Raw genomic sequence first — 15,674 nt, 5'->3', positions numbered from 1 at the left:
GACTGAGTCATGAAAACTAGGTGGTTAGCGCTATCAATCGGCACAATCGCAGCAATAGCATTAACCCACACCGCCCAGGCTGTTGAGTTAGCCAACGGCACCACAGCTTTTTTACAACCCCCTCAATTCCTCAATGCGTTTACGACCAACGACTCAGTCATGCGTCGTAATGCCACGTATTTCTTTACCCTCGATCTGCCTGCCAATGCAGATGCCGCCTTGCAACGTGTGGTGATTGAGCCCCAAAATCTAACCCGCCATCTCCAACCCTATCGACTAGATCAGACCGTAGCCTTTTCAGAAACAGCCGGAGACGAGAGAAGTGAACTAGGTTTGGGTAATATTTCCGTCAACGAAGACACCAAAGCTGTAACGGTAGAATTTAATCCGCCCGTTACACCAGGCAGACAAGTAACCATCGGCTTACGTCCACAGCGTAATCCACGCTTCGATGGCATCTATGTATTCCGAGTGATCACTGTTCCAGAAGGCGACCAGCCTCAATCTCACATTGCTGGCCATGGGCGTCTTTACTTTATTGATAACGATAGCGATCGCCTTTACCCTTAGGCCGTATTCAGAGGGGAAAAACAATGTAGAGACGGTGCATGTAACGCCTCTACACCGTTAATTTTCATCCCCTATTTACCAAGGGCTTCATCCAATACCTTTCGAGCTTCTTCTGCACTAGCTCGCGCATCACGATAGCGCAAATTACTTTGGGCAAAGGTTTTAAGCACCTTAAAACCATTCTTTAATTCTTCCAGCTGCTCATCAGTAATGACATCATCAGTAAACAGTAAATCTACTAATTCTCTTACTTTCAAAGCTTCACTGCGGGATCCCTGCACCTTAATTTTTAAGTTAGCCAAGCTACTCAGGATCTGCACCGCATCAACAATTGCATTTTCCTCAGCGGTGGGTTCTGTCTTTTGTTCTTTCACTTCAATAAAATCCTTTGGGGTAAAGCCGTCATCTAAATCAGCCGTTAGCTTACCATCGCCCATCATCTCTAGAAGCTGATCCATTGCCTTTTCACGGGCTTTTGCCGAATCACGTCCAGAAACGGTGATCAATACATTTTCGGGACTTTGAGGAATCGTGTATTGAACCATGGGATAGTATATTTGTACCCACCAACAGTATCAATAATACTACCGGATAGTGAACCCCACAGCAAAAAGCTCTTGATCTAACGACCAAGAGCTTTTCAAATCTTAAAAGTTTCACCGCAACGCCGTCTTACCTCAGTTTTTGACCTGGAAAATCCAGGTGGGCCCGTGGTCGCGATTTATAGTTTCCGGGTACAAGCCCGGTATACTGCCACCGCGATCCTGTTCGATGCCCTTAAGTGAAAAGCATAGATCAAGAAACATTGTTGGCAGTCACCAACGTCGTAGTGAAACTAGAGTCATCATAACCAACTGTCCTGGTAAATCGACAAGGGTTGATCGATAGAGATGATTGAGCGGTTTTCCTCACCTCAATCACTATTTCAAATAGAACCCAAAAACGTGGGGACGTTCCATGGAACGTCCCCACGTTTTAAGGGGATTCGGGATACCAGAGGGCTTCTATCTGATGAATGAGTTGGTTGAGCTGATCGCGGGTATGGACGCGATCGCATGTCACCGTGACATGACCTAATTTTCGTCCCGGACGAGATTCCCCTTTGCCATACCAATAGACTTGGGCATTCGGCAATGCGGCTAAAGCCCCCCGCTGTTCTCTATAGTTTGATGTGGAACTTTCAAATCCAAGAAGATTGATCATCAGAGCCTGAGAGCATTTAAGAGCAGACGATCCCAGTGATAGTCCACTCACTGCCCGTAGCTGTTGCTCAAATTGGGACGTCACACAAGCATCCAGAGTGTAGTGCCCCGAATTATGGGTACGGGGGGCAATCTCATTAATCAAAACGCGATCATCAGCGGTTAGGAATAGCTCAATCCCAAACATACCAATTACGCCAAGCTGAGTTAATAACGTAGTGGCAATGTGAGCCACTTGCTGACACACGGGATCGCCAACATCTGCTGGTGCAATCACACGGCGACAGACCTGATCAATTTGCTGGGATTCAACCACAGGATAGAGGGCGATTTCACCCGTCTGAGAACGGGCGACCATAACTGCCAGTTCTCGCTCAAATGCTACAAAGGCCTCTAATAGAATTGGCTGATAGCCGAGTTTTGCCCAGGTAGCTTTGACAGCATCCAGGTCTTGCAAAATAAAGGTGCCTTGACCGTCATATCCATGGCGACGGGTTTTGAGGGCCAAAGGGAATCCAACAGTAGCAACGCTAGTTTCCAATTGGGGCAGATCGGCCTTTGAGTTTAGCGCGACAAACTTAGGAGAGGGCAACCCCAAACTCTGACAATACAACCGCTGATCATATTTATCTAACAGTGGTTCCAAACAGCTCAGCTGAGGATAAAACTGAGTGCCCTGCTTCTCAAGGAGTTGCAGCGCTGGTAGATCAATAAACTCGTTTTCAAAACTAATGACATCACAATGCTTGGCCAGGATAGCCGTTGTATCGGCGTCAGCCACTGCCCCAAAAACCACATGATCAGCAATGGCAACGGCGGGATCAGATTGCTCTGGCGTTTGAATGATCAAACTCAAATCTAAAGTTTTAGCGCCAGCGGCCATCATCCAGGCCAGTTGACCGCCGCCAATAATGCCAATTTTTTTTGCTGTCTGTCCCATAATCAACTTGAAAACTATAAAGGGAACGGTAAGGTCACCTTTTTTAACTGTCCCTTGTAACAGAACAAAGGATGTCTTTTTTAAGGATGATTGCCATAATATATCTTTACGTTTCGCCTTAGCTTAGATAGACTAATCCGTCCCAATCGCCCACACAATAGTAGCGCTCTGCTAACGAGAGAGCTTTTTTATCTATGACTCAGATGACGGTTAATCCCAAAACGTCTTCACTAGAATTGTTTTCTTGCCTCTTAAATCAACTATCCCAAGGCCCTGTTGTTTTGGCTATTGTGACAGCAACCCAAGGTCACGTAGATTCTCAAGTAGGCGATAAGCTACTGATCTGGGGTGATGCTCAAAGTGCTGGCAGCTTAACAGAAAACACTGTCAAAGCGACCGTAACTACCCAGGCATTTTCTGTTCTCAAAACAGGTATTTCCCAGCGGATGGTGATCGATCCCGGCAATAATATGTTTGCCGTCTCCTCGATACCTACAGAAGATAAATCCACAACAGATCAAGTTCATGTTTGGTTAACACGCTGGCAAGGAGAGGGTGCGATCGCAACCGCCCGAGCCATGCTATCTGCCCTCGAAGCACCTCACACCAGCCGACTTATTGTCCCCTTAGTAACAGGTCAATTCCCGTATATTATTGACCGCAACTCTCCATCATTACGAAACCTTCAAGGCCAGGATGCATACATAGAAGAGCTATAACTCATTTCCACTGCCCCATCTCCTCAACAACATTCTCAAAAAACAGAAAATAACAACTGAATATCTAGATTGGCGCAACCTCCCCTCTGGAGATATTCATCCAGCAGTGCGCTATATCTAACAAAATAGAGAAAAGCCCTGAAATGTCTGTAGACATTTCAGGGCTTTATCGTGATGAAATGGCATTAGTACGTAGCAGTTAGGCGTAGCCTCCAAATGCTTTCTGACAATACACTTAAACTGACTTTCGCTGCTTTCGCTTAGCTAACCACTGTTGAAACACCATACCAAAGAAAGGCATATCTTCAATCAAATAACGTCTCCACAGACGCTTAGGCTCAGACATTGTTCGGTACAACCACTCAAGACCCAACTCAGTCACAAACTCAGGAGAACGAGGCTTATGACCTGCCTCAAAATCGATAGCTGCACCGACTGCCAAAAATGTCTTAATGGTGGATAGTTTCTCTCTGTGCTTCACAATCCACTTTTCTTGCTTAGGCGCACCAACACCAACAACTAAGACATTCGCAGACGAAGCATTAATGCGCTCTATAATTGCTTCGCACTCCTCAGGGTTCTTCTCAAAGCCATAGGAAGGTGAGTGAGCCTCAACAATAATATCACGCCCAATACGCTCATTAATACGCTGCTGAGCCAGCTTGGCAACACCAGGAGCCGCACCCAACAAATAAATTTTCACGTCAGGATTTTCGCGGTGATAATCACAAAACCAGGGCAACAAGTCAGAGCCTGAGATTTTGTCACATATGGGCGTACCTAAAAATTGAGCCGCATACATCAGGATCTTGCTATCACAAACGCGATAGTCCACAGCCTTGTACACGTCACGAAAGTCTGTATCGTGTTGCAGCTTCATCAAGTGATCCACATTGGGTGTAACCACAACTCCGCCGTGAGCATCTAAACGCTCTAATAGCTCCTGTCGGGAAAGGTTGTCAATCTCAACGTCTAATATATTGACCTTAGGCACTTTATCGGTAGTTAGGGCAGATACATTTGTATAAGAGTCTTTGAAATTATGGTCTGAAGTGACGACAGAAGCTTGGTACTGCATGATTTTCCAGAAGGCTACCTTACGACTAATACAAAAACATTCACAACTGAGGTCGAAGACAAGAACAATCATTCAAATGTCCTATACAAGGAACTATTTGCCTGTCAACCTGAAGGCCTGTTGGTGAAGGGAGATGACACCTGAACAACCATTCCAATAGCGTTATACCACTGCTGTAATAGTCACTCCGTGCCTTGCATGAACTCATCGAATAAACTTAATGGGATAATAAAGAACCGATGAGAATACATACATACCCACACAAGCACAGCAACAATAGTCCCCAAGCAGTAGTGGCAGACTAAAGTTTTAGCCTCTCATACTGCTAGAGCAATTAGCAAACAGCTTTCCGAAAAAACACTGTAGTGATAATGCCCAACCTACTTTAGTGACTAAGAAGTCCTAACAATAGTTTCCTGCTGGAGGGCAAATAAATTTACGTATGTAGCGGTTGCTTTACTATGTAGCTTGTGCACTCATTTGAACAAATCGTCGAAAATTCTACAAAAAGAACATCCACCTCAACAAAAGATCGGTAAGAATCTCAACAGAACTATACATAGTCTTTAAAACTGAGGCTTTCACTACCCAACTTTTTCATCTACTACAGCCTTAGCAGTCCTCTTTTAGGCAAAATCCATCGAAATACTTACATAAAATTCATGCTCAGGTAGATTGTTCTTACAACAACTTTTTACAACGCCACCAATCACTATTGACAAAATCATCAAATAACAGTTGTGCCATTAGCTCAGCAGCACTTGCTTCAGCATACTTAAAGCCTTGCCGGTCATGAACAGGACAAATGTGCCAGAGAGCTTGGTGGAAAAAGCCTGCGCTGATCTAAGTTGCAACAATTTGAGCCCTGAATAGTGATAGTGGCATGATGCCAATCCCACCATTCAGGACATCGATGTCGGTTCACTCTAAACCCTAAAACCCCAGAATTCCTACGCCCAGGCCATTAAGAACCCTCCATAGCGATAGGATCGAGCACATGAGGTTTGTACAGGTACCGCCTTGATGAGCTTGCTATCGGATCGCACAGTTGCCATGACCATGACCATGACCATCTAAGCCGTGATCATCGCTATCGAAAGATATGCGCTATCGGCCCAGATATCATCATCCTTGATCGCTATGGAAATGCCCTCAAGCATTCTTAAAAGCCGACAGGCACAGAACTATCAGCACCCGCAAGATAGTTCTGTGCAACTTCGCTAGCATCGAAAGCTTGATTATAAATTGCAACTAGGTCATAACTACCGAGCCAGGGCCGCCCCCCACCTAGCTCATTGGCTAAGGCAAACTGGTACTGGTCATTCCAGTTTGAAAAGTCACCATCAATGATGTTGGAGCCAACTAACTGGTTGTCAACGTATAGCTGAGCCAGACCATTGGCATCGCGGGAGTAGACGACATGGCTGAGGTCCGTCTCGACGGGTGAGCCACTGGAGGTGACAGTTTTTCGGGTGCCATTGTTGCCAGTGGTGGTGGTGCGTAGACGTGTCTGGTAGTTAGCTCTTTCCTGACCCAGGGTAAAGTTGCGGTTGCCGCTATTGGCAGAGAGCGTAGCAATCCTGGCAGGTCCCCGTTGGGTGAGGTTATCGGGCGTAATCCAGGCCTCAATGGTAAGCTCTTGAGTCTGGGTAATCCCATTGGTGAGTTTAGTGGCCGCTTGATTGGACGCAATCAGGTTGGGGGCATTGATATCCAGGACACCATCGCCCCAGGTAACACCCGTAAGTGTGTCAATTTGTAGATTTAAGGCATTGCCTACACCAGAGACATCAAAGACGGTGTTGCCACTGCCTTCATCAAAGGTGTAAAGACTTAAGAGTCCTTCCTCAATGCGACCGTTGTTAGTGCCGGGTTCAGTGATAGAGACATTGACGGTAGCCACTGATGTACCGCCATTGCCGTCACTGATTTCATAGGTAAAGGAGTCAGTTCCTACAAAATCAGCATCGGGAGTATAGAGAATCTGGTTGTTGCTAACCGATGTGCTGCCATTAGTTCCTTGATTAGCCGATATGACCGTTAGGTTATCATCATCGATATCCGTGTCATTGTTAAGCGCCTGAACTTGAACGGCAGTATTCTGCTCTGTGTTTGCAGTATCATCACTGGCCACTGGCGCATCGTTGACACCAGTTACTATGATACTCACTGTGGCTGTATCAGAACCGCCATTACCATCGGAAACCGTGTAGCTAAAGCTGTCAGTCCCGTTGAAGTTGGCATTAGGCGTATAACGTACCTGATTGCCGATAATGGTCGTGGTACCGTTGTTGCCGGGGAGTACAGAATCCAGGCTCAAGCTATCGTTATCTGGATCTGTATCATTTGATAGTACATCCAGGATGAGCTGTGAGTCTTCTTCAACTGTGCCAATGTCATCTGTTGCTGTAGGCAGATTCCCGGCAATGACGGTGACATCGACAGTAGCTGTGTCCGTGCTACCTTGGCCGTCGTTGATTTCATAGGTAAATGAATCGGTGCCTACAAACCCTGCATCAGGGGTGTAGGTAATGAAATCATCGCTGCTATCAGCTGGTGTACCATTATTGTTGATCTCCACACTGCCATTGCTGGAGTTAGCGGCAGACAAGGTAAATTCAGTTTCTGAGGCAGTATTATCATTGGCCAAAACCTGAATATCGACTGGTGTATCTAGGGATGTGGTAACAGAATCATCAGTTGCCTTAAATTGGCTCTCTGCTTCAACAATTTGGAGTACTTGATTCGGATTAACATTGTTCAGCACTTGCTCAATGCCGCTAGGCCACTTAATCCGAATTTCACTGATGGTGTCTTTATCACCTAAACCAACATGAATACGTTTGTCATCTTGCGTTCTGTGGTGTTGTCCTGCAGCCTGTTGCCTCATTTGAGTAACACCACCGGCTGTTACGTAAACTGTTGCTCCAATTCCATCACGATTGGATATGGTTCCTTCTAAATCAATCAAGATCCAGTTATTATTATTGCCGGTGTTTTCTAATAGGCGATAGGTGGGATCGTTGGCATAGGTGGTTTCCAGTAAATCTAAAAAGCCATCGTTGTTGTAGTCTGCAACCGCAGCAGAGCGGTAATTAGTCATCCCTGAAAAACCCAACAAATCAGGCTCCGACCGAAACCTGATTTGTTGGGTTATCGAAAAAGAAACGGACTAACTTTCGTAGATTAAACCCACACGTTGTCAACAAGGCATTGATCCGGTCCCCTGATTTGCCGTGGAGGTAATTTCGTTTGAGGGCATGATCATGCTTGGCATGGCCAATGACCGGTTCAATCGCACTGCGACGTTTCACCAACCGTTTGAGAACGCCTGTAAACTTACGGGTGCCTGCGACCCATACCTCTAGTGTCGATGGATGATAGGTTGATCCACGAAAGCCTTTATCGACCACTGCTTGCTGAGGAGACTGTCCGGTCAATCGGTGGACTTGTTCAATCGCGGGTTTTAACGTCACACCATCATAGGGATTGCCATGAATCGCATCGGCGGTCACAATCCAATTCGTTTTGCTCGTCGTCACTAGGACCACCTTGCAGCCAAATTCATAGCGTTTATGGGCTTTACCTTTGACGATGCACTCGACTTCAGGCGCATGCACACTGTACAGCTTAGGCGAGTCTTTTTTCGTCTGACGATAAATCTGTTGGGCTCTCATCATCAAGGTGTTGAGTGGTGTCGATAGCGCAGAGACTTTACGGTCAATATCTCGAATGACCCGACCCAAATAGGTGCGCAATTTTCGTGTTTGTTGCTTGGCCCGTCGATAGTGTCGGGCCGCTCCATAGCGACTCTGTTGAAATAACGCTTCTTTACCCACACGCGCATAGCTTTGACGTAATTGGATACCCGCTTTACGAGCCTCCTTGACTAACGCTCGACGCGCTTTGTCATACAATCGAGCATCCGTTGGAAAGGCAATCGCTTTTTCTTGCACCGTCGTGTCTACATTGACCCGCTTAATTTCGCTTGGCTTGAGCGCCCGTTGTTCTAAGGCGACTTGTAACACTTCTTTGAGGAGCTTTTCTACCCCATCCGGTCCTACCTGCTTGCGCCATTTCACGAGACTGGTTGGATGACACGGCAAGACATGTTGAAACGTCTCTTCTAGCAATACTGGCTACGCCAATCGTTGATATTAACAAAGCACGGAAGTGATATCGGGGCGAAAAATCGAAACTATGTCGAGCTGGTTAATGTCAACACAGCTGAAAACTTATAAATTAACTGGGGTGGTAGGATTCGAACCTACGAATGACGGGACCAAAACCCGCTGCCTTACCGCTTGGCCACACCCCAATAAGGAGATATGAGCTAGACCTATCAGTGCAAAGTCAACATTGATTGCCAGCCAATGTATATTAACAGCTTTTAGCATTGTAGTGTCAATAACTATATGGATTTTTTTTCGAAGGCTGTGTTCATAATGTTGAGAACCGCAGCCTCCTGATGACGCTGAGCGCAGAACCTTAGGATGTTGACAAAGATCGTCCGCGCCAAGTCCATCCCCAGCCAGTTTCAGTTTTTATGATTGAGGTAAGCGCGATCGCAACCACAATACCACCACTGAGCCAACCCAACCACCAGTAGCGAAACGGCTGGTTAAATACTCGCTGAGCGGCCCAGCGCATATACACCTGCAGAGCAACACTGAAGACGCCTAACCCAGTCACCACCCACCAGCCAACGCCACCACCAAACAAGGAATTCCATAATCCAGTTACTAAGCCCAGCCAGGGCATCACAAAAATCAGGCTCAGGGCAAAGGCAGAATAGAGAGTAGCGCCTAGGTTACGCCCACCTCCTTCATAGAAATTTTTAGTCCAGCCTTCCCATAGCGCCGCAAAGGAACGATACATGCGCACTTTAATCAGGTCAGTACTCAGCAGATACCGTAGCTTCAACCCACTGCCCTTAACCAGCTTCGCTAGCTCCACATCTTCCACAGTTTCAGTTGCCACTGCTCGATGCCCCCCAATCCGATCATAGGCACTACGACGAAACAACATAAATGGCCCAGCAGCAAAAGCAGTTGACGTATCTTTAGGATCATTCACCGCTTCAAAATTAAAACCAACGGCGATACAGCTCATCATCACTGGCTGCACCAACCATTCAGCTAAACACCCACAGATAATGCCCGGACCACAACTTAATAGATCGGCATCATGCTTTTGGCAATCGGTTAGGGCTGTGGCGATCGCATCAGGCTCAAGGCGTACATCCGCATCGATAAATAGCACATAGTCGCCAACAGCTTTTTCCACAGCATTGGCACAGGCCCAAGTTTTGCCACGCCAGGAAATATCAGTCGGTCGGGGTGGCACGGTAAATACTTGCACCCGATCATCTGTCAGGGCGACTGCCGCAGCTAAATCTGCTGTATTATCTGTTGATTCATCGTCGGCCACAATCACCTGTAAATCCGCAGGATGAGGCAGATGACTGGCTAAAGCGGCGTCCAAACACTCTGTAATATTTACGCTTTCGTTATATGCCGGAATAATTAAAGAAACGGCTGGCAATGAATTGGGGATTGTCTGCAGTAACGGTAATCGGGGAGCGGTAGCCAAGGATGCCTGTAAGCGGCGATGAAAAATTGCGATCGCAACCGTCGCTACTGCCAATGCTAAACTCCACAGACCACTCCCTATCCATTGTCCGCTGATCATCAACTCATTACTCCCAAATGCTCGCCCTCTAAATGTAACGTACTGTAAAGCAATGTCTGATTCTAGACTGGGATAACGCTTCGGTCCTTCTATGTTTCTCCAATCCTTACACTTAAAGCAGTTTCGTAATTACAGTGACCAAGCTGTTAAATTTTTGGCACCCAAAACGATCCTACTGGGAGAAAATGCCCAGGGTAAGTCTAATTTGCTAGAAGCAGTAGAACTCTTAGCGACGTTGAAATCCCATCGCACAAGTCGCGATCGCGATCTCATACAAAACGACACCAACAGCGCCCAAATCCAAGCTAGCCTAAAACGGGAATTAGGCATATCTTCTTTACAGCTAACCTTACGCAGAGGCAGTCGTCGCACAGCAGTGATCAATGGCGAAACATTACGCCGCCAGCAAGACTTTCTCGGCAACCTCAACGCCGTACAGTTTTCCTGCTTAGATTTGGAACTCGTGCGAGGAGGCCCCGTCACCCGCCGGACATGGACTGACAGCTTACTCACGCAACTAGAACCAGTTTATCACCATATTCTGCAGCAATATAGCCAGGTACTAAAGCAGCGTAATGCCTTTATCAAACAACAAACCGCAGATCCAGGGCAAACACCTCCCTTAGACCCCACTCAGCTTGCACTCTGGGATGCCCAACTTGCCACATTAGGCACTCGGGTGATCCGACGACGAGCTCGTATGCTACAGCGATTGATTCCCATTGCCCAGTCTTGGCATCAGGCCATTAGTGGGAGTACCGAACAACTCGAAATTTTCTATAGTCCTAATGTAGATGTGGACACCGACGATGCTGGACAAATTCAGCAGGCATTCCTAGAAAAATTACAGTCTCGCGCCATGGCCGAATACTACCAGCGCACCACATTAGTCGGTCCCCACCGAGACGACATCAACTTTCTGATTAATGATACACCAGCGCGGCAATATGGTTCGCAAGGCCAACAACGCACGCTGGTTCTGGCTTTAAAGCTTTCTGAGTTGCAGCTAATAGAAGAAATAGTAGGAGAACCACCGTTATTACTTCTAGATGATGTATTAGCTGAGTTAGATTTAAATCGACAAAATCAACTGCTGGAAACCATTGAAGATCGATTTCAAACCCTCATCACTACTACTCATCTAGGATCATTTGATACTCAGTGGCTCAAATTATCTCAAATAATGCAAGTCAAGAACGGCTGTCTAGAAATCTCATAGTAGGCAACAACACAGTCACATTACTCTTCACAGAAAGAGTACTACAAAGCCATAGACAATCTCTCAGCAAGATCTCTCCTCTAAACAATAAATACATACTCATTTCATCAAAAGAGTTATTAGCAGTGCTCGAACACCTTAAGCGCCTAAAAAATACTAATTCAGTAACACTTCCATCTGAGCTAAAAATTTTAACTTTCAGCTCAGACAAGAAGAGTTAACTATACTTTTTGATAAGAAGAGTTAGCTTGAGCGGCCTGTAGAACTTCGATCTGACTTGTAATATGTTGCAAACCTGTCAGCAAATGATTTAGCTGTAGTGACTCCTCGGAGGCATCAGATTCTTCCGTATTACTAGTATTTCCCTGAAAAGAGCTGAGGGTCTCAGAAGGAGGGCCATCAGTGGTTTGAGGCACAGCAGCATTAGATTCGGAAGACATTGATTGAGGCTGCTTCCCATATGCTACATCAAATTGCTGTGCAGGTTCTGTCTGCAACTTTTCAAAGCTAACATCGTCATGTAAAAACGCATCTAACCCTATCTTATTCAGCTGTTTTTCTGAGAATCTCAACTTTTCAAGCGCCGCTTTTTTCTCATCCATTTCCTGTTGGAGCTGATTGATTGTCGCCTGCGTCTTATCTAATTTCTTAGAAGCTTGACGCCAACCACCTAAAGTTAATACAGTAAAACCAGCACCTAAACTTACAAATGTCACACCACTCAAGTAAGGCAGCGCTAATTCTTGAAAATCACTAGAGAAAAATGACTTATCCTGAAGTTTCACTTCAATAGAGTCAGATCGGATAGCTGCAATAGGGAGTGTTGCAACTGCGAATACAGCCCCCGCTAAAAGACTAGAAGATAAAAGAGTACTAAATTTCATAACTACCAATCGTTCCTAATAGACCACAATTTAATCGAACGGCTCACGTGCAAGGGTTGCACCAAGGATCAAACCAGTTCCGCAACACATAGAACTACTTATTAGCAAAAGAGAGTTTTGTGATCTAAACGTCTCTACGCGGCTAAGGTTAATAGGAATTAATCCTTCAAGGTTGCAAGTATTCTCTATAATCTGGCTTTAGAAAGCTAAGATGCATAATGAGCTTTCGAAGACAACTTCTAAGTTTATAGCAGATGTCTATTGTTGACCCTGATCCTAATTACGTAATAAAAGATGGAGTACAGCAATGCAATTTTAGGGATCTGTTGAAGTCTGTAGCTGATTTGCAAAGTCTTATTTACGTAATTAATAATGACTATCACACCTTGCTTTCTATTTGGTAGTTTCACCCTAAAACAGGCTTATTCGCCGTAGAGGAAAGTATCCCCTAATCTCTACTTACCTGTCAGTATAGTTAGTTCACGGCTGCAATTGGTTAATTTAACTGTAAAGTGTGGCAGCCCATTATAAAATAATGTCAAATATGCTTTCCTGTTGGGAAACCATATGTGCTTAAACAACTATGCAGCCTCGAATTAGGCATAGTAGCTATACATATCGTTGCTCAAACACGTTGAATACCCCTTCACTGCTCGCTGCCCACCATCACTCACACCACCAGAGTGTTATTCATCTCCAGTGGAGATTGCTACTGTCCCATACTTACTGTCCCATACTTTAAGTATTTGAGCCACTCGATCTGTCTGCCAATAAAGACATTGCGTATTTTTCATTAACTCTTCGCCCATAGGCTCCTCCTTGAAACACTCAGTGCTAGCGTGGCTGTGGCAGATCTTGACAATTTGATGGCTACTCCTGACCTCATCTTGGCTCTGGTTGAGTAGCTCTATCATTCACGTCTGTATATCGAGTTTGAGCAGATTATTTTTAGGCAATATATATAGTAATCATCTAGTCATTTAGATTCTCTAGCGAGGGGCAGAATTATTTCATAGTAGTAATTCCAGCCTCTTTTTATGTAGCCGACTCTTGACCTTTAAATCAAGCACTTTTCCGGAGAATAAGAACGCTATCAGTATTCCTAATTGGGATGTATCAAGTAAATCTTCAACAAAATTTCTCAAGAAAAATACGGACTTTAGAACAGGTCAATATCTTCATCATAGACAAGATGCAATTTACTTGTCTAATGCTATCTTGAAATACCTGAGGAATCTACGATTGAAGCGTTTAAGCCTGCTTCGAGTAAGGAGATGAACTAAATTAGGCGAACAATGACATTGGTTAGTTAACTTTAAAGATTAGACAAACAGTATATTGACATTCTATTTAGGTGTATCGTATTGAACCAAAGTCACCACACAATTCGGTGGGTAAACAGCTAATTAAGTAGAAGCATCTTCTTTCTACTTGTTGCAATACTCAGTCAATTGCTAGACCAGACTTTAATCTCAGTATTCAGTTATTTATTTTCTGCATTTTATAGATTAACTGTCCTGAATGCTTCGCTATTGATAGATCCTTTTGACATCAGAGGTCCTTAGTTTTCCGACTTCAAATCAAACGGCTAAAGAATCGGCGCTTAAAGCAGCTACCTGTTTAGACGCGGACCATCGATCGTATTTGTTTTTTCAGATTTAGATTAGCGTATTTTTTAAAGAATATGGTTCAATCAACGCCTACACAAAATAGCAACGGTCCTACCTGGCTTAAAATCGGATTTCATATAACATCTGTAGGTTTAGCGTTGGGGCAAGTTGCCCCAAACGTTCTCTTTACAGCCCCTGCAACAGCTAGTCCAGCATCAAAAGAGAATAAGGATAATGAATGGGTCAATTTCACACCCGTAGAAACCAATGATTTTTCTGATCTTAACGATCTACAAATTCTTGCTAAATATTCTGCATTACCAGTTCCTGAAACCAGGCTACAACCAAGCTTTTCTAACTCAGTCTTGCCAGAGCCACCTGTTCGGCAACAATTAGTATCTTGCACTCAAAATTGCAGTAATGCTGATTTATTTGTCTTACAACAGCCCAATACTGTTCCGCCTCGACAAATATTGCCCACGATAACGCCTTTCACTTCATCACAGCAACAAACAAACGAGGCATTTTTTAATTCTGATCAAACCTATTTGCAAAGTCTTATCTCAGGTACCGAAGGTACTTCTCAAACCGCGTCTTCAAGAGCTAATGACTTCTCTCAACTTCCGTCTGGTCAACCGTTTTCTGAGGAAAGGTTAGCCTTTGAAACACCAGCTTCCCCATCAAGAAGCAACTCTGGGTTAATCGATAATCCATTTGCTCCTGACTTCAGTTTCCAAGGTACATCTATTGTCGGCAATGAGGAGTTTTCTGGGCGCGCTCGCATTAATGCAACGTATCCAATCAGTCAAAATCTACTGATAGGAGGGTCTGTCGAAGCAGTTAATGGCACTGCCTTTGTAGATTCTTCAGATGAGGGGGCCAGGCTTAATGAACTTTATCTAGCGGCTTCTTTACCATCTTCTCCAAATTTAAGGTTGATAGCAGGACAGCTCGATTTCTCTTCCTATTTTGATCGTAATAGTTTCGCTAAAGATGGAGCGACTCAGTTCTTTAACGGGGCTTTCCAGACAAGCCCTGCTATCGGATCATCGCTAGGCAACTCCAATCTAGGGGCACTCATCAATTGGAGTGTTAACGATAACTTAGATCTCCGCGCCGCAGCGTTTTCCTCAGACCGAGATTTGAGTGACTTTAATTTTGATAGCTACGCTGGTGAAGTCGCCTATCGCTCTGGCAATGTAATTGTCCGAGGCACCTATGTCTCTGGTCGTGATGGAGGAGCAGATACAGGATTCCAAAACAGTTTTCTAATTGATAGAGGTAATGGACAGACTGGTATTTTGCCAGGTGATCGTGAAGTTTCCTATGGCATCAATGGCGAAGTCTATTTTCCAGAGGCAAATTTAGGGTTATTCGGACGATACGGTATTTATGAAAACCAGACTCTCAATCTTAGCGGCGAAACCTTTAGCCTTGGTGTAACCTTATTTGACTTGCTTTCAGACAATGATCGATTGGGCGTAGCCTACGGTCAAACAGTCTCCAACGATTCCCTTCAAGACATAGAAGGCTCAGTATCACCGGAGGTTTTTGAAGTTTTCTATGACTTTGAACCCGTTGACGAGTTTAGAGTGGGTGCTAGTATTCAGCAAACCAATGGTTTTTCGGACACAGTCTTTCAGTTTCGGCTAGGGTACGATTTTGGCTGGTAGACCTGTTGACCTTGAGCAAAGCGTGATCGTGGACAGTAAAAAGTTTCTTTGATCACATTAAAGTACTGAAAATCATAGGATAGAGAGC

The 15,674-nt window shown here is 44.9% G+C and carries 12 protein-coding genes, 1 tRNA gene and 1 other RNA gene; 4 read left to right on the top strand and 10 right to left on the bottom strand.

All coding sequences use genetic code 11. The features are described from left to right. Positions 1 to 9 precede the first annotated feature (9 nt). A complete protein-coding gene (locus SPB21_RS30100) occupies positions 10 to 570 on the top strand; it encodes a DUF2808 domain-containing protein (protein ID WP_163667073.1) in 561 nt (186 codons plus the stop codon). A 71-nt stretch (positions 571 to 641) separates the two neighbouring features. Here SPB21_RS30100 and SPB21_RS30095 read toward each other — a convergent pair whose 3' ends face one another. The 3 genes from SPB21_RS30095 to SPB21_RS30085 all read right to left on the bottom strand — a co-directional run bounded on the left by SPB21_RS30095 (position 642) and on the right by SPB21_RS30085 (position 2,712). After that, positions 642 to 1,115, bottom strand: a complete 474-nt coding sequence (locus SPB21_RS30095) for a BAR domain-containing protein (protein ID WP_006517873.1) — start codon at positions 1,113 to 1,115, stop codon at positions 642 to 644. Between the two features lie 107 nt (positions 1,116 to 1,222). Beyond that, a non-coding RNA gene (gene ssrS / locus SPB21_RS30090) (6S RNA) lies at positions 1,223 to 1,406 on the bottom strand. A 139-nt stretch (positions 1,407 to 1,545) separates the two neighbouring features. Beyond that, positions 1,546 to 2,712 (bottom strand): 5-(carboxyamino)imidazole ribonucleotide synthase, encoded by a 1,167-nt coding sequence (locus tag SPB21_RS30085; RefSeq protein ID WP_499868607.1) that lies wholly within the window; start codon positions 2,710 to 2,712, stop codon positions 1,546 to 1,548. A gap of 194 nt (positions 2,713 to 2,906) precedes the next feature. Between SPB21_RS30085 and SPB21_RS30080 the strand changes: the two genes are divergently transcribed. Next, positions 2,907 to 3,431 carry an XdhC family protein gene (locus SPB21_RS30080; protein ID WP_499868606.1) on the top strand — a complete coding sequence of 175 codons (525 nt, stop codon included), beginning with the start codon at positions 2,907 to 2,909 and terminating at the stop codon, positions 3,429 to 3,431. A gap of 235 nt (positions 3,432 to 3,666) precedes the next feature. Here SPB21_RS30080 and SPB21_RS30075 read toward each other — a convergent pair whose 3' ends face one another. From SPB21_RS30075 to SPB21_RS30055, 5 genes are all read right to left on the bottom strand, one after another. Further along, positions 3,667 to 4,425, bottom strand: a complete 759-nt coding sequence (locus SPB21_RS30075) for a WecB/TagA/CpsF family glycosyltransferase (RefSeq protein WP_499868760.1) — start codon at positions 4,423 to 4,425, stop codon at positions 3,667 to 3,669. A gap of 1,246 nt (positions 4,426 to 5,671) precedes the next feature. Then, complete coding sequence (locus SPB21_RS30070) at positions 5,672 to 7,612, bottom strand: Ig-like domain-containing protein (protein ID WP_499868604.1); 1,941 nt, start codon at positions 7,610 to 7,612, stop codon at positions 5,672 to 5,674. A gap of 19 nt (positions 7,613 to 7,631) precedes the next feature. Then, on the bottom strand, positions 7,632 to 8,642 hold the full coding sequence (locus SPB21_RS30065) for an IS5 family transposase (protein WP_499868603.1): 1,011 nt from the start codon (positions 8,640 to 8,642) through the stop codon (positions 7,632 to 7,634). A gap of 113 nt (positions 8,643 to 8,755) precedes the next feature. Further along, positions 8,756 to 8,827, bottom strand: a tRNA-Gln gene (locus SPB21_RS30060). Positions 8,828 to 8,997: 170 nt separating this feature from the next. Next, a complete protein-coding gene (locus tag SPB21_RS30055) occupies positions 8,998 to 10,200 on the bottom strand; it encodes a glycosyltransferase family 2 protein (RefSeq protein ID WP_163663976.1) in 1,203 nt (400 codons plus the stop codon). A gap of 91 nt (positions 10,201 to 10,291) precedes the next feature. Between SPB21_RS30055 and recF the strand changes: the two genes are divergently transcribed. Further along, positions 10,292 to 11,419 carry a DNA replication/repair protein RecF gene (gene recF, locus SPB21_RS30050; RefSeq protein ID WP_499868601.1) on the top strand — a complete coding sequence of 376 codons (1,128 nt, stop codon included), beginning with the start codon at positions 10,292 to 10,294 and terminating at the stop codon, positions 11,417 to 11,419. A 221-nt stretch (positions 11,420 to 11,640) separates the two neighbouring features. Here recF and SPB21_RS30045 read toward each other — a convergent pair whose 3' ends face one another. Then, positions 11,641 to 12,303: a hypothetical protein gene (locus SPB21_RS30045; RefSeq protein ID WP_499868599.1), complete on the bottom strand. Its 663-nt coding sequence runs from the start codon at positions 12,301 to 12,303 to the stop codon at positions 11,641 to 11,643. 686 nt (positions 12,304 to 12,989) lie between these two features. Beyond that, positions 12,990 to 13,112: a hypothetical protein gene (locus tag SPB21_RS30040; protein ID WP_499868597.1), complete on the bottom strand. Its 123-nt coding sequence runs from the start codon at positions 13,110 to 13,112 to the stop codon at positions 12,990 to 12,992. Positions 13,113 to 13,987: 875 nt separating this feature from the next. Here SPB21_RS30040 and SPB21_RS30035 point away from each other — a divergent pair. After that, on the top strand, positions 13,988 to 15,586 hold the full coding sequence (locus tag SPB21_RS30035) for a hypothetical protein (RefSeq protein ID WP_499868596.1): 1,599 nt from the start codon (positions 13,988 to 13,990) through the stop codon (positions 15,584 to 15,586). Positions 15,587 to 15,674: the final 88 nt, after the last annotated feature.

Source organism: Leptothoe sp. ISB3NOV94-8A, from assembly GCF_043421595.1.
GTDB lineage: Bacteria > Cyanobacteriota > Cyanobacteriia > Phormidesmidales > Phormidesmidaceae > Leptothoe > Leptothoe turfae.
This window is presented reverse-complemented; position numbering and strand designations above follow the sequence as displayed.

Excerpts from the sequence above, each read along its gene's own strand:
- SPB21_RS30080 (WP_499868606.1), top strand. The coding sequence starts at position 2,907 with ATGACTCAGATGACGGTTAATCCCAAAACGTCTTCACTAGAATTGTTT.
- SPB21_RS30100 (WP_163667073.1), top strand. The coding sequence starts at position 10 with ATGAAAACTAGGTGGTTAGCGCTATCAATCGGCACAATCGCAGCAATA.
- SPB21_RS30095 (WP_006517873.1), bottom strand. The coding sequence starts at position 1,115 with ATGGTTCAATACACGATTCCTCAAAGTCCCGAAAATGTATTGATCACC.
- recF (WP_499868601.1), top strand. The coding sequence starts at position 10,292 with ATGTTTCTCCAATCCTTACACTTAAAGCAGTTTCGTAATTACAGTGAC.
- SPB21_RS30045 (WP_499868599.1), bottom strand. The coding sequence starts at position 12,303 with ATGAAATTTAGTACTCTTTTATCTTCTAGTCTTTTAGCGGGGGCTGTA.
- SPB21_RS30040 (WP_499868597.1), bottom strand. The coding sequence starts at position 13,112 with ATGGGCGAAGAGTTAATGAAAAATACGCAATGTCTTTATTGGCAGACA.
- SPB21_RS30085 (WP_499868607.1), bottom strand. The coding sequence starts at position 2,712 with ATGGGACAGACAGCAAAAAAAATTGGCATTATTGGCGGCGGTCAACTG.
- SPB21_RS30055 (WP_163663976.1), bottom strand. The coding sequence starts at position 10,200 with ATGATCAGCGGACAATGGATAGGGAGTGGTCTGTGGAGTTTAGCATTG.
- SPB21_RS30035 (WP_499868596.1), top strand. The coding sequence starts at position 13,988 with ATGGTTCAATCAACGCCTACACAAAATAGCAACGGTCCTACCTGGCTT.
- SPB21_RS30070 (WP_499868604.1), bottom strand. The coding sequence starts at position 7,612 with ATGACTAATTACCGCTCTGCTGCGGTTGCAGACTACAACAACGATGGC.